Origin of the sequence: Paraburkholderia nodosa (genome assembly GCF_001718195.1) — a bacterium.
In the GTDB taxonomy this organism is placed as follows: domain Bacteria; phylum Pseudomonadota; class Gammaproteobacteria; order Burkholderiales; family Burkholderiaceae; genus Paraburkholderia; species Paraburkholderia nodosa_A.
This window is the reverse complement of record NZ_MCNV01000004.1, coordinates 173,857-190,956: the sequence shown is the minus strand read 5'-3', so window position 1 is coordinate 190,956 and position 17,100 is coordinate 173,857. Positions and strand designations below refer to the sequence as shown.

At 62.4% G+C, this 17,100-nt stretch carries 19 protein-coding genes; 9 read left to right on the top strand and 10 right to left on the bottom strand.

The window, feature by feature from the left end; all coding sequences use genetic code 11:
• Positions 1-294: 294 nt before the first annotated feature.
• Entirely contained in the window at positions 295-1,470 is a 1,176-nt protein-coding gene (locus BFD71_RS10105; protein WP_069263120.1) for a porin, read from the bottom strand.
• Between the two features lie 242 nt (positions 1,471-1,712).
• Positions 1,713-2,564: an alpha/beta fold hydrolase gene (locus BFD71_RS10100; protein WP_069263119.1), complete on the bottom strand. Its 852-nt coding sequence runs from the start codon at positions 2,562-2,564 to the stop codon at positions 1,713-1,715.
• Positions 2,565-2,735: 171 nt separating this feature from the next.
• Between BFD71_RS10100 and BFD71_RS10095 the strand changes: the two genes are divergently transcribed.
• Positions 2,736-3,368, top strand: a complete 633-nt coding sequence (locus tag BFD71_RS10095) for a CGNR zinc finger domain-containing protein (RefSeq protein WP_069263118.1) — start codon at positions 2,736-2,738, stop codon at positions 3,366-3,368.
• A 67-nt stretch (positions 3,369-3,435) separates the two neighbouring features.
• Complete coding sequence (locus tag BFD71_RS10090) at positions 3,436-3,624, top strand: hypothetical protein (RefSeq protein WP_069263117.1); 189 nt, start codon at positions 3,436-3,438, stop codon at positions 3,622-3,624.
• A 95-nt stretch (positions 3,625-3,719) separates the two neighbouring features.
• Here BFD71_RS10090 and BFD71_RS10085 read toward each other — a convergent pair whose 3' ends face one another.
• Positions 3,720-4,379: a glutathione S-transferase family protein gene (locus tag BFD71_RS10085; RefSeq protein WP_069263116.1), complete on the bottom strand. Its 660-nt coding sequence runs from the start codon at positions 4,377-4,379 to the stop codon at positions 3,720-3,722.
• Between the two features lie 174 nt (positions 4,380-4,553).
• On the opposite strand from BFD71_RS10085, the gene BFD71_RS10080 reads away from it, so the two are divergent.
• From BFD71_RS10080 to BFD71_RS10070, 3 genes are all read left to right on the top strand, one after another.
• A complete protein-coding gene (locus BFD71_RS10080) occupies positions 4,554-5,177 on the top strand; it encodes a glutathione S-transferase family protein (RefSeq protein ID WP_069263532.1) in 624 nt (207 codons plus the stop codon).
• 129 nt (positions 5,178-5,306) lie between these two features.
• The gene (locus BFD71_RS10075; RefSeq protein ID WP_069263529.1) at positions 5,307-5,522 is read left to right on the top strand and encodes a DUF3820 family protein; all 216 of its coding nucleotides are present in this window, start codon (positions 5,307-5,309) and stop codon (positions 5,520-5,522) included.
• Between the two features lie 58 nt (positions 5,523-5,580).
• Positions 5,581-5,991 carry a VOC family protein gene (locus BFD71_RS10070; protein ID WP_069263115.1) on the top strand — a complete coding sequence of 137 codons (411 nt, stop codon included), beginning with the start codon at positions 5,581-5,583 and terminating at the stop codon, positions 5,989-5,991.
• Between the two features lie 15 nt (positions 5,992-6,006).
• Here BFD71_RS10070 and BFD71_RS10065 read toward each other — a convergent pair whose 3' ends face one another.
• Positions 6,007-7,290, bottom strand: a complete 1,284-nt coding sequence (locus BFD71_RS10065; RefSeq protein ID WP_069263114.1) for an adenylosuccinate synthase — start codon at positions 7,288-7,290, stop codon at positions 6,007-6,009.
• Positions 7,291-7,435: 145 nt separating this feature from the next.
• Between BFD71_RS10065 and gcvA the strand changes: the two genes are divergently transcribed.
• From gcvA to BFD71_RS10050, 3 genes are all read left to right on the top strand, one after another.
• Positions 7,436-8,335 carry a transcriptional regulator GcvA gene (gene gcvA / locus BFD71_RS10060; RefSeq protein WP_069263113.1) on the top strand — a complete coding sequence of 300 codons (900 nt, stop codon included), beginning with the start codon at positions 7,436-7,438 and terminating at the stop codon, positions 8,333-8,335.
• 130 nt (positions 8,336-8,465) lie between these two features.
• Positions 8,466-8,777, top strand: a complete 312-nt coding sequence (locus BFD71_RS10055; protein WP_256094589.1) for a winged helix-turn-helix transcriptional regulator — start codon at positions 8,466-8,468, stop codon at positions 8,775-8,777.
• Between the two features lie 34 nt (positions 8,778-8,811).
• Positions 8,812-10,194: an MFS transporter gene (locus tag BFD71_RS10050; protein WP_176732855.1), complete on the top strand. Its 1,383-nt coding sequence runs from the start codon at positions 8,812-8,814 to the stop codon at positions 10,192-10,194.
• Positions 10,195-10,243: 49 nt separating this feature from the next.
• On the opposite strand, the gene BFD71_RS10045 is transcribed toward BFD71_RS10050, so the two are convergent.
• The 3 genes from BFD71_RS10045 to BFD71_RS10035 all read right to left on the bottom strand — a co-directional run bounded on the left by BFD71_RS10045 (position 10,244) and on the right by BFD71_RS10035 (position 13,099).
• Complete coding sequence (locus tag BFD71_RS10045) at positions 10,244-11,146, bottom strand: DMT family transporter (protein WP_069263110.1); 903 nt, start codon at positions 11,144-11,146, stop codon at positions 10,244-10,246.
• A 292-nt stretch (positions 11,147-11,438) separates the two neighbouring features.
• Complete coding sequence (locus BFD71_RS10040; protein WP_069263109.1) at positions 11,439-12,395, bottom strand: alpha/beta hydrolase family protein; 957 nt, start codon at positions 12,393-12,395, stop codon at positions 11,439-11,441.
• A 218-nt stretch (positions 12,396-12,613) separates the two neighbouring features.
• Positions 12,614-13,099, bottom strand: a complete 486-nt coding sequence (locus BFD71_RS10035; protein WP_069263108.1) for a glutathione S-transferase family protein — start codon at positions 13,097-13,099, stop codon at positions 12,614-12,616.
• A gap of 135 nt (positions 13,100-13,234) precedes the next feature.
• Here BFD71_RS10035 and BFD71_RS10030 point away from each other — a divergent pair, with 135 nt between their 5' ends.
• A complete protein-coding gene (locus BFD71_RS10030) occupies positions 13,235-13,807 on the top strand; it encodes an isochorismatase family cysteine hydrolase (protein WP_141710623.1) in 573 nt (190 codons plus the stop codon).
• Between the two features lie 141 nt (positions 13,808-13,948).
• Here the strand turns inward: BFD71_RS10030 and BFD71_RS10025 are convergent, their stop codons facing one another.
• From BFD71_RS10025 to BFD71_RS10015, 3 genes are all read right to left on the bottom strand, one after another.
• Positions 13,949-14,257, bottom strand: coding sequence for a DUF4148 domain-containing protein (locus BFD71_RS10025; RefSeq protein WP_069263525.1), 309 nt, complete (start codon positions 14,255-14,257; stop codon positions 13,949-13,951).
• Between the two features lie 285 nt (positions 14,258-14,542).
• Positions 14,543-15,160 (bottom strand): response regulator, encoded by a 618-nt coding sequence (locus BFD71_RS10020; RefSeq protein WP_256094587.1) that lies wholly within the window; start codon positions 15,158-15,160, stop codon positions 14,543-14,545.
• Positions 15,161-15,188: 28 nt separating this feature from the next.
• Positions 15,189-16,859, bottom strand: coding sequence for an MASE1 domain-containing protein (locus BFD71_RS10015; RefSeq protein WP_069263106.1), 1,671 nt, complete (start codon positions 16,857-16,859; stop codon positions 15,189-15,191).
• Between the last annotated feature and the right edge of the window lie 241 nt (positions 16,860-17,100).

Below are 17,100 nucleotides of genomic sequence, written 5' to 3'. Positions count from 1 at the left end.
CCATATCAACTCCTTGAGCGCGTGCGAGATCGCGCCGATTACGCCTGCTGCTATCGGCGGGAGATTGGACAATGACAGTCGTGCCTCCGGCACGACGCCCGAATGCGGGACGAACACCGCGCCGTGCAACCGGCGCAGTGGTCTGTTCAATGATGTGGGAGCGGCACGGCGAAGACAATCAGACCATGGTCCTACCGTCCCCCATAGGGACAGGCAGGCGCCATGAAGCGCCCGCCGTCGCACGGCCGGAACGGCCATGCGGTGCGGCGGGCGTAGAAGAAAGGCTGCAGTGACTCAGAACTTGTGGCGGATGCCGAGGCTCACCATGATTTGCGAACTCGAGTTGCCGTTCAGCCCATAGTCCGCCACGGAAGCGACCGCGGTGGTCAGGATGGAACCCGTTGCGGTCGGTACGCGCTGCGTGCCGTTGGCGTGCTGCCACGCGCCGACGAGGTACACGTCGGTACGCTTGGAGAGGTTGTAGTCGCCGCCCAGCGAGACCTGGTTATAGGTCGCCGAGGTGTCGCCCGCGCTGTGCGTCCACGTATAGCCAACACCGATGAGCGACGCAGGCGTAACCGCGTAGTTCACGAAACCGGCAGCGACGTTGTAGCGCTGGTTGGATGGGAAAAGCGATTGCGAGTCCGCCTTGTACTGCGCGTTGCTATACCGGCCGCCGAACGTAAACGGTCCGGCCACGTATTGCAGGGCAACGGAACCAATGCCGACCCACTTGGCGGTTTCATAGGCGAGGTTCTGAAAACCGCCGTCGAAGGTGCCGTCCGAGGTGCTGGTCCAGCCGGTGCGAGGAATCGTGGAGTTGGCGTTAGTCATGCGGACGTAGCCCGCCGCGATGCTGAATGAGCCAGTCACATAGCTTGCCGCGGCCGACCAGGTCTGCTGCGAACCTGTCGCGCCCGCGACGCCGCCGAACGCATACATGCCTTCGATCTGGAAGCCCGCGAATTGCGGCGAGAGATACTTGATCGCATTGTTCGTACGAGAGCTGTTGTCGTTGTTGTCCACGTCGCCCGGCGTGGTGAAGGTGCTGCCCCAGTAATTGTCTGCGGTAAGCGGCTGAACCATGTCGACGACCGGGTCGTACTGGCGACCCAGTGTCAGCGTTCCATACTGCTGGTGCGTCAATCCTACGAAGGCTTGACGGCCAAATAGCAAGGTATTGCCGTTGTAGTTGCCCATCTTGCCGCTATTGATGTCGAATCCGCTTTCCAGCTGGAAGATCGCTTTCAGGCCGCCGCCCAGATCTTCCGTTCCCTTCAAGCCCCAGCGGGACCCTTGCAGATTGCCACCTTGCATCCGATACAGATTGTTGCCCTGAGCGTCGGCGTTGTGGACGAACTGAAAGGCTTCGTCGATCACGCCGTACAGGGTAACGCTGCTTTGCGCGTGAGCGACCGGAGCCAACATGGTGAGCGGAACAGGAAGCAACATAAGCGCAAGCTTTTTCATGTTTGCAACTCCTTCACGCACCGGGTAATCGGTATTCCTATATTAGTCGCTTGCTCCGGAACGACCTCAGCGTGAAATTGGTGCCGTTGTCGGCACAAGACATCCAATGCAACATGAATGAAGGCCATGGCTGTGTAACCGCAGCTTAACTAAAGCATTAAAACCGCCATGTTTGCAAATGCCCCGAAGCCCTTCGCTCATCGGGCCGATGTTCGTTTCGCACAAACAATCAGGAGTCCCCATCATTCGAGAAATTCCCTGATCGCGGCGGCAATCTCGTCGGCGTGCGTTTCCAGCGCGAAGTGGCCGGTGTCGAAAAAGCGCACCACGGCTAGCGGCAAGTCGCGCTTGTACGCCTGCGCGCCGGGCGGCAGGAAGAACGGATCGTTCTTACCCCACACGGCGAGAAACGGCGGCCGATGCGTGCGGAAATACGCCTGAAATTCAGGGTAGAGCGCAACGTTGTTCCGGTAGTCGCGGAACAAGTCGAGCTGGATCTCGTGCGCGCCGGGGCGGTTCATATAGTAGTCATCGAGCGAATAGCCGTCCGGCGACACCGCCGACGCATCGGGCACGCCGTGCGTGTATTGCCAGATCGTCGCTTCGCGCGAGAGCAGCGCACGCAGTGCCTCTCGGTTGGCCGGCGACGCGTCCTGCCAGTAAGCGCGAATCGGATTCCAGCCGTCACTCAGGCCTTCCTCGTAGGCGTTGCCGTTTTGCGAAATGATCGCCGTGATGCGCTCGGGATGCGCAAGCGCGAGGCGAAAGCCCGTGGGCGCGCCGTAGTCGAATACGTACACCGCGAACCGGTCGAAGCCGATGCGCTCGGTGAAGCGCGCCATCACCTTCGCAATATTCTCGAACGTGTATGCGAATTCCTCTCGGTCCGGCAAGTCCGATTGACCGAAGCCCGGCAGATCCGGCGCGACGATATGAAAGCGGTCGGCCAGCTTCGGAATGAGGTCGCGGAACATGTGGCCGGCGCTCGGAAAGCCGTGCAACAGCAGGAGCTTCGGCGCGCCGACGCGCCCGGCTTCCCGGTAGAACACGTTGTAGCCGTCGACATCGGCGCGGCGGTAGGCAATGGCAGTCATGGGTTCCTCCAGAGATGAACGGAAAAGCTCGCTTTACCGTGAGACATGCTTCGCTCCTTATGTAACCGTGTTGGTCGTGTTGTAGAGGTTACTAATCCGTGATGTAACTTGTCAAGAACGATTTTGACGGTTACACTGAATGCACCCTGATTACCCTTTTGCAGCAAGAAAATGGACTACCGCCCCATACCGGCGATATTCGTGGCCGACGCGCCTGGGCTCGACTTCCTGAACTCGGTTGCCACACCGGTGGACGTTCCCATCGACTGGATCGCCGACGGCGAAGGTTTGCTGTCCTGGCTCGCACAGGCGGGCATGGTCCCCGCGCCGGCGCTTGCTACGCTGCGCGCGCAGTTCACCGCGGCCGGGTTCGACACCGTCGCGGGCGAGGCGCGCGCGCTACGTGAATGGTTCAGGTCCTTCGTGCGAGACAGAAAAGGCCGGCCGCTCGCCGCCGCCGATCTGGGCGAACTCGCGCCGCTCAACGATCTGCTCGCGCGTGACGACCGCTATGGCGAAGTCGTTGCGGTCGGCAGTGACGGCGCGGCGACGTTCGAATACCGCGTGAGTCGCCGCTGGAAAACGCCGGAATCGCTCTTGATGCCCATTGCCGAGGCGCTGGCGAAACTCGTCGGCGAGCAGGACTTCACGCACGTGAAAGCCTGCGAAGGCCCGAAATGCACCCTCCTGTTCGCCGACCACACGCGCGGGCACGCGCGCCGCTGGTGCAGCATGGCGATCTGCGGGAATCGCGCCAAAGTGGCCGCGCACCGCAAACGGCTCAAGGAGCGTGAAAGCGCGTAGAACGTATTCGCGCGCCGGGCGCGAGCCTTGCGGGATCTGGCGGACCTACCGGAATGGGAGAGGAACGATGACCGCCAGCAACCCGAAGCGCCATGAACAGGGCGCCAGCAAAGCGAACGAAAACCAGCAGAAACCCACCGAGCACAGCGACGACCAGCGCAGCGCCATGCCCGAGCGCGATGACAAGTCGCGCAAGCAGTCGCCCGCCGACCGCCCGGGCAAGCAGTCCGGCGAAGGGGAGCCTTCGGTGGGTTGATCTAGTGTCTGTAACACGAAAGAGGCTTGCATGGCATCGTGCAAGCCTCTTTCACAATGGCGCCGCATTTACTTCGCATCCCTGAACGAATCGCTTCAATCGCGATCCGGTGCGCCGAGCGGAAAGAGCGGACGATATGGCCGCGCCTCGTTCACGGCCCGCGCGAACGAAGGCCGCGCGAGCAGGCGCTCGCGATAGGCGCGCAGGACGGGATAGGTCGGGGCGATGCGATGCGTCCAGTCAGCATAGAAAAGCGATGAAGACCCGGCGCAGTCCGCCATCGTATAGTCCTCGCCCGCTGCCCACGTCTTGCCCGCGAGGCGGCCTTCGAGCCATGCATAAGCGAGCTCGAGTTTTTCCTCGGCAAAGGCGCGCCCTTCGTCGCGCCGCGCCGGATCGCCGGTCAACGCGCCATCCACGGCGCGCTGCACGGGCGTCATGACATGCAGGTCGAAGAAGCGGTCCAGAAAGCGCACGTCGAGCGCGGCCACGGGATCGGCGGGCAGCAGGCGCACCGGCCCGGGATGCGCGAGCTGCAGGTATTCGATGATGATGCTGGTTTCCGCAACGTTGCGCTCGCCGTCCACGAGCACCGGAAACTTGCGCAGCGGCCAGCGTTGCAGCCACTGCGCCGTATGCTCGGGAGAATCCGGACCGACGCCGCGGAACTCGAAGGGTGTGTCGTTCTCATACAGCGCGATGAACACTTTCTGCGTGTACGAGGAAAACGGATGTCCATATAGCGCGAGCGGCATCGTCGAGTCTCCTGGTTCGAGCCGGGGAAAGTCGTTGAACCATGCACCGGTTGCGTGCGGATTGCAAGCGTTGCCGGGAACTGCAGCGGCGCATGTTCGGGGAACTGTACATGGCCGCGGCCACATGCATGACGTATCGTGCACGGGCGCGGCTCCCTCTTCTTTCCTTTCGATATGCTCAACATCCTCGGCAAAGCATCGTCCATCAACGTTCGCAAGGTGCTCTGGACCTGTGTCGAATTAAACCTGCCCTTCGAGCGCGAGGATTGGGGCTCGGGCTTTCGCTCGAAGCATACGCCGGAGTTCCTCGCATTGAATCCCAACGCGCTCGTGCCGGTCATCAGGGACGGCGATTTCGTGCTGTGGGAGTCGAACACCATCATCCGCTATCTGGCGTCCCGCTATGGCGGCGCGCATCTCTATCCTGCCGATGCGTGCGAGCGGGCTCGCGTCGATCAATGGATGGACTGGCAGGCGACCGACCTGAACCGTTCGTGGAGCTATGCATTTCTCGCCTTGGTCAGAGCGTCGCCGGCTCACCAGGCGCCCGGCGAAATTGCCCTTTCCATCGAGAACTGGACCCGGCATATGCGCATTCTCGACGCGCGGCTGCAGGCGACCGGCGCGTTCGTCGCCGGCGCGCAATTCTCGCTTGCCGATATTCCCATTGGGTTGTCGGTGAACCGCTGGTTCGGCACACCGTTCGAGCATCCGCATTTGCCGGCTGTTGCTGCATATTTCGAACGGCTTGCCGAACGGCCCGGGTTTGCAGTGCATTGCGCGAACGGGACGCCGTGAGGAACGGCGCGGGCCGCGGGTCAAATTGACAGGAAATTCGGGCAGCGAAGTCAGTCGATGTCGACAGCGCCTGCCACGTTTGCGTTCGTAGCATTCGCGCGCGAACGCCAGGCCGTGCACAATACCGCCATGCAAGCCCAAGACCTCGAACGCCTCGTCACCTTCGCCATGCCCTTCGGCAAATACAAGGGCCGGCTCATCGCCGACCTGCCGGGGCATTACCTCAACTGGTTCGCCCGTGAAGGGTTCCCGCCGGGCGAGATCGGCCGGCTGCTCGCGCTGATGCAGGAACTGGACCATAACGGCCTGAAGGGCTTGCTCGAGCCGCTGCGCAAACGCGGCTAGCGCCAATCGGGCACCCGGCGCAGAATGCCCGGGCGAACCTCTTGCGAGGCTGCCCGACATGGCCAATTTTCAGCCCGATGGATGGCACACCGTTACGCCCCGAATTGTCGTACGCGACGCGGAGAACCTGGTCGCCTTCATCAAGACGGTGTTTCAGGCACAAGGCGTATTTCGCCATGGGTTGCCTGCCGAGATCAGGATCGGCGATTCCGTCGTGATGGTTAGCGGCGCAGACGGTCTTCGCGAGCCGATGCCGGCATTTCTGTACGTCTACGTTCAGGACACCGATTCGACCTACCAGCGAGCGATCGCGGCGAATGCGGTCTCGCTCGAGATTCCTGCCGATCTGCCATATGGCGACAGGCGCGCGATGGTCAGAGATCCGTGGGGAAACACCTGGCAGATTGCCACCCATCAGCGCGACCTTTCCGCTGGCGAGGTCCGTTCAAGGATGGACAGCGAAGGTTAGGCCGATATTCGGGCATTACGCGAATGGGGATTGCAGGACAATCGCATCGTCGCGTTCAGGGCCGGTGGTGACCATCGCCGCGGGCACGCCGACTTCGTTCTGGATCGCTTCGATCAGCGCCGCTGCCTGTGGCGGCAGGTCGCCATAGGAGCGCACGCCCCGGGTCGAACCGGCCCAGCCGTCGAAGCGCCTGAGAACCGGCTGCAGACGCTGCTGCTCGGCGTTCGTGGATGGCATGTAGTCGATGCGCGCCCCATCGAGCATGTAGCCCACACAGAGCTGCACCGACTCGAAGCCATCGAGCACATCGAGCTTGGTCAGCGCGAGCTGGTTGATGCCTGCGACCTTGCAGCTCTGACGCAGTTGCACGGTGTCCAGCCAGCCGCAGCGTCGCGGGCGGCCGGTGTTGACCCCGTACTCGCCGCCGCGCTGCCGGAGCACGTCGCCGAGCGCGCCGTCCAGTTCCGACGTGAACGGGCCTTCGCCGACGCGCGTCGCATAGACCTTGCTGACGCCAAGCACCCGCCCCAGTTGCGAAGGCGCGATGCCGGTCCCGCTGGCCGCGCCCGCGGCGATGGTGCTCGACGACGTCACATAGGGGTAGCTGCCCCAATCCACGTCGAGCATGATCGCCTGCGAGCCTTCGAACACGACGCGCTTGCCCGACGAATGGGCGTGGTCGAGCTGTTCCCAGACGCGGCCCACGAACGGCAGGATGCGCGGCGCCATGGCAAGCAGGCCGCTCAGCATCGGCTCGCGCGGGAATGGCGCCTGGCCCGAGCCGCGAAGCCACGCGTTGTGGTGCTCGAGCAGAACGTCGAGCTTCTCGGCCAGCAGGTCCGGTTCGGCCAGGTCGCACACGCGCAGGCCGCGGCGCCCAACCTTATCCTCGTACGCCGGCCCAATGCCGCGCAAGGTGGTGCCGAGCGGCTTCGCACGCATCCGTTCCTGGGCAGCGTCGAGCGCGCGATGCACCGGCAGCACCAGCGCGGCCGTCTCGGCGATCTGCAACACCTCCGGCGTGACGCGGATACCCAGCGCCGCCATGCGGTCGACCTCCGCGAGCAGCGCCTCGGGATCGAGCGCGACGCCATTGCCGATCAGGCCTAGCTTCCCGCGCACGACGCCGCTGGGCAGCAGCGCCAGCTTGTAGGTCCGGCCGTCCACCACGAGCGTGTGACCGGCGTTGTGGCCACCGTTGTAACGGACGACGATATCCGCCTTCTCCGCGAGCCAGTCGACGATCCGGCCTTTACCTTCATCGCCCCACTGCGCGCCGACCACGACGACATTCGACATGCGAGATTTTCCCTGGTGAGTTAATCGAACAGATCCAGAACCGGAGCTGCTGCAAAGGAGGCTCAATATAAGGCGACACTGGTGCCACGAAAAGCGATGTAAACTCACGGTACTTGTCAGAGAAAGTCACATAGGAACCCGGTCGATGTCGCGTCGTCTGCCGCCGTTGAACGCCCTGCGCGTATTCGAAGCCGCCGCTCGCGCGGAGAGTTTTTCCATGGCGGCCGAGGAGCTTTGCGTCACGCACGGGGCCGTCAGCCGACAAGTTCGGCAACTGGAGGACTGGCTTGGACTCGAGCTGTTCGAACGCCGCGGCCGCAGGGTCGTCTTGACTGCGTCGGGGCGCGCCTACCTGGCCGAGGTATCGGCGGCGCTGGATCGCATCGCAGTGGCGACCAGCGAGCAACTTCGGGCCACGCGCGCACAGATCGTGAGGGTCAACGCGCCGACGACGTTCGCGTTGCGCTGGCTATTGCCGCAGCTTTCGAGCTTCCAGCTGACCCATCCGGCAGTAGAGGTCCGGCTGACGACTTCGGACGAGCCAATCGAAAAGCTCGGCGACGAATGCGACGTGGCGATTCGCGGCAGCGAGCAAAAATCGGCGGGTTATGCGGTCAAGGAGTTTTTATCGGAAGTCCGGCTACCGGTATGCTCGCCCAAGGTGCTGGAGTCTCATCCGATACACCGTGTTTCGGACCTGGCGCACCACACCCTGCTTCACACGGCGACCTATCCCGGCCTTTGGGCGGAATGGCTTGCCGCGAGCGGCCACCCCGGGCTTGCCACGCGCCATTCCCAGCAACTCGATCACTTTTATTTGACCCTGCAAGCCGCCATCGACGGCCTGGGGATCGCAATGGGACCTACCGCGCTCGTCGCGCTCGACGTCAAAGAGGGCCGTCTCGTCTTCCCGTTCGACGGCCCCGCCCTGCCGGCATGGCGCTATTGCAGCTATGTCCGCGAAGCACGCCTCGAGGATCCTGCGATCAACACCTTTCTGGCCTGGTTGCGCGAGCTCGGCCAGCGCTTTTCACATCGCGCTTAGCGCTGGATTGGCGCAGCGCCTGTTCCGCGGTCGCCGGTTGACAGTGCGGACTCGATGCTTTAAAAAGTAAAGCATGAAAATTCCACGGCCAGGACAACCTGTACGCGGCTCGACCACCGGACGGCCAATCATGGTCGTGCTGGACCTGCTCGGGCGGCGTACCGCACTGCGGATACTGTGGGAACTTCGCGGCGAGGCGCTGACGTTTCGCGCACTCCAGGAAGCGTGCGACACCAATGCCCGCCTGCTCAATACGCGGCTCGCGGAATTGCGGGCGTCCGGTCTCGTCGCGCATGGCGATGGCGGTTACCGCATGACAGCCGAAGGCAGGAAGCTCCTGGCCGCATTGCAGCCGCTGCTGGCCTGGGCGCATCAGTGGGCCGAGCGCGATCCGCAAGGGTTCGACGCCGCCGATCCCGATCACGCCGACCGCGAGGCGTAATTCGCGGTTTTTCATACAAGGGATGTTGCACACCGTGAACCATCTCCGCTGGAAGATCGTGGCAATGCTCGTTGCGCCACTGACGTTCGTGATGACGCTCGACCGCACGGCCATGGCTGTCGCGGCCCCGACGATCCAGAATGAACTGGGCCTGTCGATCGTCGAGATGTCGATGATTTTCACGATCTACTTCTGGGCGTATGCAATCGGGCAGATACCGGCCGGCCGTGCTGCCGAGCGCTTCGGGTCGCGCAAGGTGCTGTTCGGCACGAGCACGCTCTGGTCGCTCATGATGCTCGCCACGCCGCTGGGCACCTCGTTCGCCTGGCTCTTCGGATGCCGCCTCGTGCTGGGCGGGGCGCAGTCTGCGGACTGGTCGAGCAGTGTCGTCGCGCTCAAGCGCTGGGTTCCGGCCAGCGAGCGTGCGAAAGGCAATGCCCTGCTGCTCGCCGGGCTCTATCTTGGCCCGATCGTTTCGGCGCCGCTCACGGCGTGGACCATCGCCCGGTTCGGCTGGCACGCCGTTTTCTTCGGATTCGGCGCACTGGGCCTGCTGCTCGGCGCGATCTGGTGGTTCGGCTACCGCGACACGCCGGCGGCACACCCACTCATCACAAAGGCGGAAGTCGAGTACATCGCCGCCGGCCAGCCACCCGAGCGCGTGGCAGCCAGGGGTGCGCTCAGGCGCTGCCTGAAGCAGCCGCGCTTCTGGATCTTCGGTGTCCAGTACTTCCTGCTGGTGCTGATCCAGAGCTTCTACACGACGTGGCTGCCGACCTATCTCATGCGTGCGCGCGGGCTATCGCTCAAGGCGATGGGTCTGTACGCATCGTTGCCCTGGGTTGCCGTGTTCGTGGCGGTATTCGTCGCGGGGGCATTCAGCGACTGGCTGCTTCGAAAAACCGGCTCGATCTATCGGGCGCGCACGCCCGTTGCAATGACCGGATTCGTCGTGAGCGCGCTCGCATTGACGGCGGCCTCGCGCGCGGAATCGATGGCGATGGTCATCGGCTTGCTGTGCCTCTCTTTTGCCGCGGTGGGATTCGTGCAGGTGGTCGTGTGGTCGGCCACGCAGGATCTCGGGCGCGCGTTCGCCGGTGTCATGTCGGGCTGGACGAACGTGTGGGGCGCCCTCTCGAACGTCGCGGGCCCCATGACGCTGGCGTTGATCGTCAAGGTCACGCATAGCTGGGCAAGCGGCATGATCGTGATCGGCGCGGCGGCCGCCTGCGGTGCGCTGCTATGGCTGTTCGTGCACCCCGAGCGCCCCTTACTCGGCGACGACGCGGCCGGACCGCTGCCGCCTGCAGAAACGGGCGCGGCACCGGAGTCCGTCGATACCGGTGAGGTGTCCGAGGATGGTGGCTTTGCCGATGGCTCGCATGCGGTCAACGAAAGTCTCCATCGGCAGCGTTGAGTGTCTACCCTACGTCATGCCTCCCGGCCGAACGCCGGCGGATGACACGTCAGGCGAGCGGTGCTTCCTTGTCTTTCCGGCTGACCGAGACCGAAATGGCGCTGCCGACGATGAGTGCAATTCCCACCAGTGACAGCGGCTGAAGCATCTCGCCCCAGATGACGTAACCGAATAGCGCCGCCCAGACGATGCTCGTGTAGTTATACGGTGCGAGCTTCCCGACGTCCGCCTGGCGAAAAGCGACCGTCATCAAGATCTGACCTGCGGTCGCGAACGCGCCAAGAAGTGCCATGATCAAGAGCGCCTTCACAGATGGGGTGCGCCAGTTGAACACGACAGTAAGACCGGTAACGACCGTCCCTACGAGGGTGAAAAACAGAACCGTCGTCACCGAGTCGTCGGTAGATCGTATGCGTTTGATCTGGACGATGGACAGCGCGCCGAAGAAAGCACTGAGGAGAAGGAACACTGGACCGAGCCAGCTCGACTGACCGCCACCCGGGCGCACCACGAGCAGCACACCGCAGAATCCGACGAGCGCCGCGGCGACTCCACTTCCCGTCAATCGCTCTCGCAAAACCAAAGGCGCGAGCAGGATGACGATTAGCGTTTCCGAATACGCGAGTGCAACCGCTTCTCCCAATGGGACGTAAGGCAAGCCGGCAAAGAAAAGTCCTGAGGCGCCGAGGAGCGTCAGCGCACGTGCAGTCTGCCCTTTGATGTCGATGTTGGCCAGGCGCTCGGTTATCGAAAGACGCCCACGGCAGCACATCGCGACTGCCGGCACCAGACCGAAGAGCATCCGGAAGAAGGTGACTTCATTTGCTGGATATTGCAGCGCGACTGTCTTCGCCAGTGCATCCACTACAGCGAAGCAAAACATCGAAGCCAGTATGGTGGCCACGCTGTTCAGCGCAAGCGATGTCGTTCGTGTGGCGCTGGATGATGGCATGGCGATGCGCAGATGTGGTGAGTATTGGCATCATCGCATATGGCCTGCGTCGAAATGGCGAAAGTGGCCGACCGCGACTTGAACGGACAGGCAGGTGGCAATGGCCGAACAGTTGCATTTAAGGCTGCGCCAGCTCGAACGGCATCGCAACGTATATTGCGGCGCGATGCCAGTTTGTATGCGGCTGGCGCGTCCTGGTTGCCAGCACGCGCGAACGGCAACTATCAAGGTGCAATGGACGCTCGCCGCCCGCCTCATCCGGTACGTGCGGTCCGCCAGACTATGCTGGGATCTATCGAAGATTCGCTTGAAAAAACGTGAGCGCCATTTCGTCAAACTGCTTGTGAAAGACTATCCGGTTGAAGCCGTTCGCATCGACGCAGAGGTCCGGCTCATTGCTCTTCATTGCCGCAGGACACGGAGCAAGAAAAGCAAAATGCGCCGCGCTGGAAACAATGTGATATTCGGGCCTGTGAGGAAGGGTCCTGGCGAGTGCGTCGGCGTTGCGCGGCAGCACGCCGGCGCCACCGAACTGGGAAGCCCAAAGCTGAATAGGCGCTTGCACATTCTTCAGGCTCGCCGCGGTTGGGAATGCATTGAACGGGTCCGCCAGCACAAAGGCTTTGATCCGTGCGTCATGAGTCAGGTGTTCGGTGGACACCACTCCACTTCGAACCTGTTTGCAAATCGGGGCGCCCGGGTCCGGGCACGTAATATCGGCGTGCGGGAAATCCGGGTTGCCGCCGGCCAACACCAGGCCCGTGTAGCCGCCGCGCGAAAAGCCAAAAAAGCCTATCCGTTGCGGGTCGATTCTGGCTGCGTCGGGGGCGGTGCTCAACATGTAATCGATAAGACGCTTGATGTCGGTCGGTCGCTCGACGAACACAGACATATCGTCGGCCAGGGTCATATCAGAGAATGTATCGCCTGGATGATTGATTGCCGCCACGACAAAGCCCGCCTCGGCCAGCGTCTCGGCAAGGTCTCTGTGGCCAAGGTACGATCCGGCATAGCCGTGCGAAATGACTACGAGGGGAAGCTTTTCGCCAACGGTCGGACAGTCGCGCCGCCCCTTCAGGACATATGGACCGATCGGCACCTCCTGGGCAGGCTCAGCACACGGTGTCCACACGATCGCTTTTAACGCCGGACCGGCGGCATCAGCCGGAATCTGCGCGAACTTTATTCCCGCGGCGTGTGCAATTGCCGTAGACAGGCACAACAGAACGGCCAATATGGACGTTTTCATGTGGTTTTGCGAGGCGAGTTGTCTGCTTCCAATATCCTGATCGGCGGTATCACTGCGAAACGGCTCGAAGGTCGAATTCGGTCGGATCCTGATTTTATCCCCGTGCGCCAACGGCGGGATTTCGGATGATGCGGTCGCTCAGGTGTCCGATTTCCCAAGCAGACCAAACGCTCAATCGCTGGACGCGCGATTCGTCAGCTCGCAACTTCGCGCGCCCTCTAGTCACGCACGATGGCGTGCGGATCGATGGTGTAAGGATGCACGGGAGTGTTGGGACCAATCTCGGCAGCGACGCGCGACAGCCAGGCAGCGAGTGCACGGTAGGCTGGCAGGTCGATACCGATATCGCCTGCCAGGTGGGTATATGCGTAGATCGATATGTCGGCAATGGACAGGCCGTCACCGACCAGGAAGGTCGCATCCGTCAGGGACCGATCGAGGGCTCGCAGCGCCTTCGTGGCGGTCTCCTGTTTGTCTGGGACCATCGCAGCATTACGCTTTAACCGCCCCGTCAATGTCCAGAAACGCAAGGAGCCGATGACCGGTTCGATGTAGTACTGCTCGAAGCTGAGCCATTGAGCAACCTTGGCGCGCCCGAATCGCTCAGAAGGCAGGAAGGCGGTCCCCTCAGACAGGGGCGGCAATTGTTGCGGGCGAAATGCGGACCGACTCAAACCGACACGCAGACGATACTTCGTCTGCATGGCTAACCATGCGCGACGACATAATGTACTATTTGCACGGCAGTGGAACGTCGCGTTCGCAATACATGCTTCTCCGCGTTCGACGTTCTCGCGTTGTGAATATGAACCCCGTGTCGAGAGACAGGAGAACTGCGAATGGAGTCGATCCCGCCAATCGCGCCGGCCCAAACCGCGCTTCTCGTCATGCACTATCAGACCGACATTCTCGGGCTCTTCCCATCGGTCGCGCCGGCCTTGCTTGCCAATACGCGCAAGCTCTGCGACGCGGCGCGAACCAAAGGCGTCAGCGTTTATTTCGCCAACCTCCGCTTCAGCCCGGGCTATCCGGAAGTCAGCCCATTGAACAAGAATGGGCAGGGAATCAAGCAACTCGGTCTCTTTGTCGACGACCATATCCCGCCGGAGTTAGGGCGGCAGGCTTGCGAACCCGTCATCGTTGCACACCGGGCCAGCGTGTTCTTCGGCACCGACTTGCAGGCACGACTTCTCGCACAAGGAGTCGATTCGCTGATTATGGTCGGCATTGCATCGACGGGCGTTGTGCTGTCGTCGGTCGCGTATGCAAGCGACGCGGACTTCCGCCTGTACACGGTCAAGGATTGCTGCTATGACCCGGATCCGGTGGTACATGAACACCTGTTCTCCACCGCATTCGATTCGCGCACCACGGTACTCTCGCTCGCGGATGCCTTGCTGCTGCTCGCCTAGATATCCTCGCCTTCTCTCCCCCAAACCCCGCGAAGCAATCAAAAAGCCCTCTCGATTCGGAAGAGGGGCTTTCGCGTAACGTGTGATGCGTTGGTGCGACGTGCTGTGAGACCACTCAGGACAGTGCGACGACGCACTGTCTTACTGACCGAAGTAAACCGGCTTCAAACCGGGAATGGCCGCCGCGGGCGCGCCAGACGCTGACGATCCGCTGACCATCCCGCCGTAACTGCTCCCGCCGTTCTGCGCAGCCACGCGCGCTTCGGCAGCCTGGATATCGGCTGGATAGCTTGCATTGTCGCCGTCACCGACGTGATAGCCAGCCTGTTCGAGCTGGACGAGTTCGGCGCGAACTTGTTCAGTTGTCACGGGGCCGTTCGACTGTGCGAGCGAGAGCACCGGAGCAGCCGCGATGGTAAGGATAACGACAGTTTGAGCAAGGTATTTCATGATTCCTCCTGCAACGAACGAGATCTTGCTCAAGGCGAACCTCCTTGCCTTGAGCACGACTGGGTTGAACATATGCAAACTATCGGCGCTCGAGGGCTGCGACAGCGAGCGTCGCGCAGGCTCGCATCGCCATGCGCTTGCTGCTGCACGGCTTCGGCAAACGCCCGGCGACAGAGCGTCGGCGTTGGGTAGATAAGACTGTATGCGCCGACTCCATGTGCATGGACCAGGCACCTGTCCTAAAAGAGGCTAGGGGATTGCCTTATTCGGCGGGCTGGCTCAGCCCTATTGGCTCTCGATCCACTGAATGGCGAAGCGCGTCAGCTCCTTGCCGCTACGGATGTTCAGCTTTTCCTTGATATTGGCCTGGTGCGCTTCGATGGTCTTCACGCTCCGGTTCAGCTTCCCTGCGATATCGCGGGTGCTGAAGCCGAGTCCGATCAGGTGCAGAACTTCGAATTCCCGTTCCGAAAGGTTCGCAATTTGGCTCTCGGCCTTTTTGTGTGGGACGGTAAGCGCCCGCGCCAGCTTCTCGTGCATGGCGGCGCTCATGTAGATATTGCCCGCCAGCACTTCGCGGATAGCGCTCACGACATGCTCCGTGGCCTCGAGTTTCATGAGATACCCGTTTGCCCCGGACCGCAGTGCGCGTTCGGCAAACAGGCTTTCGTCGTGCATGCTAAGGACAAGGATTGCCAGATCCGGATAACGGTGCCGCAGCGTCTTGACCAGCTCGAGGCCGGAGTCCGTCTGCAGGCTGATGTCCACAATGGCCATGTCGGGCAGACACTTCATCGCCGCGAGCGCTTCGTCGGCGCTGCCCGCTGCACCGCAGACGTGCAGATCCTCCTGCAGATTGAGCAAGAGCGTCATCCCGTCCCGGATGATGGGGTGGTCATCCACGATCAGGATTTGAGTCGCACGGCCTGGGCTAGCGCATTTCCTCTGCACGGCCAGTACCCTCCGGTAGCGGATAGCTAATGGCGACGGTGGTGCCGCCCAAGCCGTTGCGGGTCACGGTGCAGGAGCCGCCCAGAAGGCTCGCCCGGTGGCGCAGGTTGTGCAGTCCAAGACCCGCGGCACGCTCCATTTCCTCAGGGCCGATGCCTACCCCATCGTCGCTGATCGAGAGCGTCTGCAGACCGCCCGCCCGCTCGAGGTCGATCCAGATGCGGTGGCCACGAAAATATTTCAGCGCGTTGTTGACGGCTTCCTGTGCGGCTCGGTACAGGTTGATCTGCAGCAGCGGGTCCAGCAAGTCCACATCCGGCGCGATCCGCAGCTTGCAATCTACGCCATCGAGCGCGCCAGCCGTCTCCGCCAGCGCTTGCAGTGCGTCCGCAAGTCCGCCGTATTCCATCGCGACCGGATCGAGGCCGTGGGCGATCCTGCGGGTCATCAGGGACGCCTGCTTCGCGAGGCCGACGACGGTAGCGGCGTCAGCGGCGGCCGGGTGGCCCTGGGTCTGCAGTTTCTGATTCAACGCCGCGCAGTACAGTCCCAGGCTGGTCAGGTGTTGCCCAAGTCCGTCGTGCAGTTCCTGGCCGATGAGTCTCTGCTGCTGATCGCCGATCCGGATCAGCTCGCCCTCCAGCAAACGGCGTCGCTGCATCTCATCTTTTAGCTCGTGGTTCGCCTTCGCGAGGTCTTCGGTACGCTCCTCCACGCGTCGCTCGAGTTCGATGTGGGCCGCCTGCAGCAGATCATGGGCGCCCTGTTCCTGAGCGCGTGCCGCCGCCAGCAACAGTCCCGTCACCGCCACGACGTTCGCGAAGGCGCACCACCTCACCAGGCTGTCCACAGGAGATTCGGCGGCAAAGGGCCCCGTACCGTGGGTAGTGCCCCAGATAGCCACGACCGAGACCACTAGCGTGACGATGCTCGCGCCAAGGCGATCGAAGCGCAGCGCCGCCCAGATAATGAATGGAAAGATCGCGAGCGCTGCCGGGTAGTAGCCGTGCCCCGCAAGTTGCGGGGCACCGAAGATGAGGTAGCTCACCCAAAAGGTCGCAGCAATCAGTCCGCACGCTTCCATGATCCGCTGTGCGGATCGCACAGGGTTTGAATACGTGAGGAGGCTGAACAGGGCCGGCGCCACGACGAGAACCCCCATCATGTCGCCGAGCCACCATTTCAGAAAGGCTGCGGCGTACCGGGCGGCAGGCACGAGTCCCCCTCCCAGCAGGGCGGTCGTGCCGATCAGCGCACTGACCCCCGTACTCGCCACCGCAGCGAGGGCGATGAAGGCCAATACATCGTTGATGCGCGCGAGGGTGATCCGGAATCGTGTCGCGCGGTTGAGCAATAGCGCTGCCGTCAACGGTCCAGCCATGGAGCCGATGCTTATCGCCGCGGCCACGGCAGCAGGCACGCCGCTCGACACGTTGGCGAGGAAGGACCCGACGGCAATACCCGGGGCCACTTCGATGCCGAGTGCGAGCAGCGCAACGAGTGCGATGCCGCTGGAAGGCCATACGAGTGAGATTGCGCCGCCCACTACCGCATAGGAAAGGCCTAGCTTTGCACCGGCGAAATACGCCAGGGCGACCATTCCGGTGTGCAGGAAAAGGCTGAATCTGGAAGTGTCCCGAACGGTGGCCATTTTCGCTTCCAATCCGGAAGCCGGAGTGCGGATACGCTACGTGCCCCCCGGGGGCGAACGCGGAGGGAGCCGCCCGTCAGTCCGTGAGTCACTCGGCGCTTGTTCCCGACCTGACTTTATGATTGTGGTGGCACCCACCGCGTTAATCAAACACTACACAGCACGCCTTATGCGTGAAGTGCTTCACGTTACGGCGTCATTTCGCTGACGATCGCCAACGCCGCAAACATCGAACCGTTTA

Excerpts from the sequence above, each read along its gene's own strand:
- BFD71_RS10030 (WP_141710623.1), top strand. The coding sequence starts at position 13,235 with ATGGAGTCGATCCCGCCAATCGCGCCGGCCCAAACCGCGCTTCTCGTC.
- BFD71_RS10015 (WP_069263106.1), bottom strand. The coding sequence starts at position 16,859 with ATGGCCACCGTTCGGGACACTTCCAGATTCAGCCTTTTCCTGCACACC.
- BFD71_RS10090 (WP_069263117.1), top strand. The coding sequence starts at position 3,436 with ATGACCGCCAGCAACCCGAAGCGCCATGAACAGGGCGCCAGCAAAGCG.
- BFD71_RS10040 (WP_069263109.1), bottom strand. The coding sequence starts at position 12,395 with ATGAAAACGTCCATATTGGCCGTTCTGTTGTGCCTGTCTACGGCAATT.
- BFD71_RS10095 (WP_069263118.1), top strand. The coding sequence starts at position 2,736 with ATGGACTACCGCCCCATACCGGCGATATTCGTGGCCGACGCGCCTGGG.
- BFD71_RS10070 (WP_069263115.1), top strand. The coding sequence starts at position 5,581 with ATGGCCAATTTTCAGCCCGATGGATGGCACACCGTTACGCCCCGAATT.
- BFD71_RS10025 (WP_069263525.1), bottom strand. The coding sequence starts at position 14,257 with ATGAAATACCTTGCTCAAACTGTCGTTATCCTTACCATCGCGGCTGCT.
- BFD71_RS10065 (WP_069263114.1), bottom strand. The coding sequence starts at position 7,290 with ATGTCGAATGTCGTCGTGGTCGGCGCGCAGTGGGGCGATGAAGGTAAA.
- BFD71_RS10075 (WP_069263529.1), top strand. The coding sequence starts at position 5,307 with ATGCAAGCCCAAGACCTCGAACGCCTCGTCACCTTCGCCATGCCCTTC.
- BFD71_RS10080 (WP_069263532.1), top strand. The coding sequence starts at position 4,554 with ATGCTCAACATCCTCGGCAAAGCATCGTCCATCAACGTTCGCAAGGTG.
- BFD71_RS10100 (WP_069263119.1), bottom strand. The coding sequence starts at position 2,564 with ATGACTGCCATTGCCTACCGCCGCGCCGATGTCGACGGCTACAACGTG.
- BFD71_RS10105 (WP_069263120.1), bottom strand. The coding sequence starts at position 1,470 with ATGAAAAAGCTTGCGCTTATGTTGCTTCCTGTTCCGCTCACCATGTTG.
- BFD71_RS10045 (WP_069263110.1), bottom strand. The coding sequence starts at position 11,146 with ATGCCATCATCCAGCGCCACACGAACGACATCGCTTGCGCTGAACAGC.
- BFD71_RS10055 (WP_256094589.1), top strand. The coding sequence starts at position 8,466 with ATGGTCGTGCTGGACCTGCTCGGGCGGCGTACCGCACTGCGGATACTG.
- BFD71_RS10085 (WP_069263116.1), bottom strand. The coding sequence starts at position 4,379 with ATGCCGCTCGCGCTATATGGACATCCGTTTTCCTCGTACACGCAGAAA.
- BFD71_RS10035 (WP_069263108.1), bottom strand. The coding sequence starts at position 13,099 with ATGCAGACGAAGTATCGTCTGCGTGTCGGTTTGAGTCGGTCCGCATTT.
- gcvA (WP_069263113.1), top strand. The coding sequence starts at position 7,436 with ATGTCGCGTCGTCTGCCGCCGTTGAACGCCCTGCGCGTATTCGAAGCC.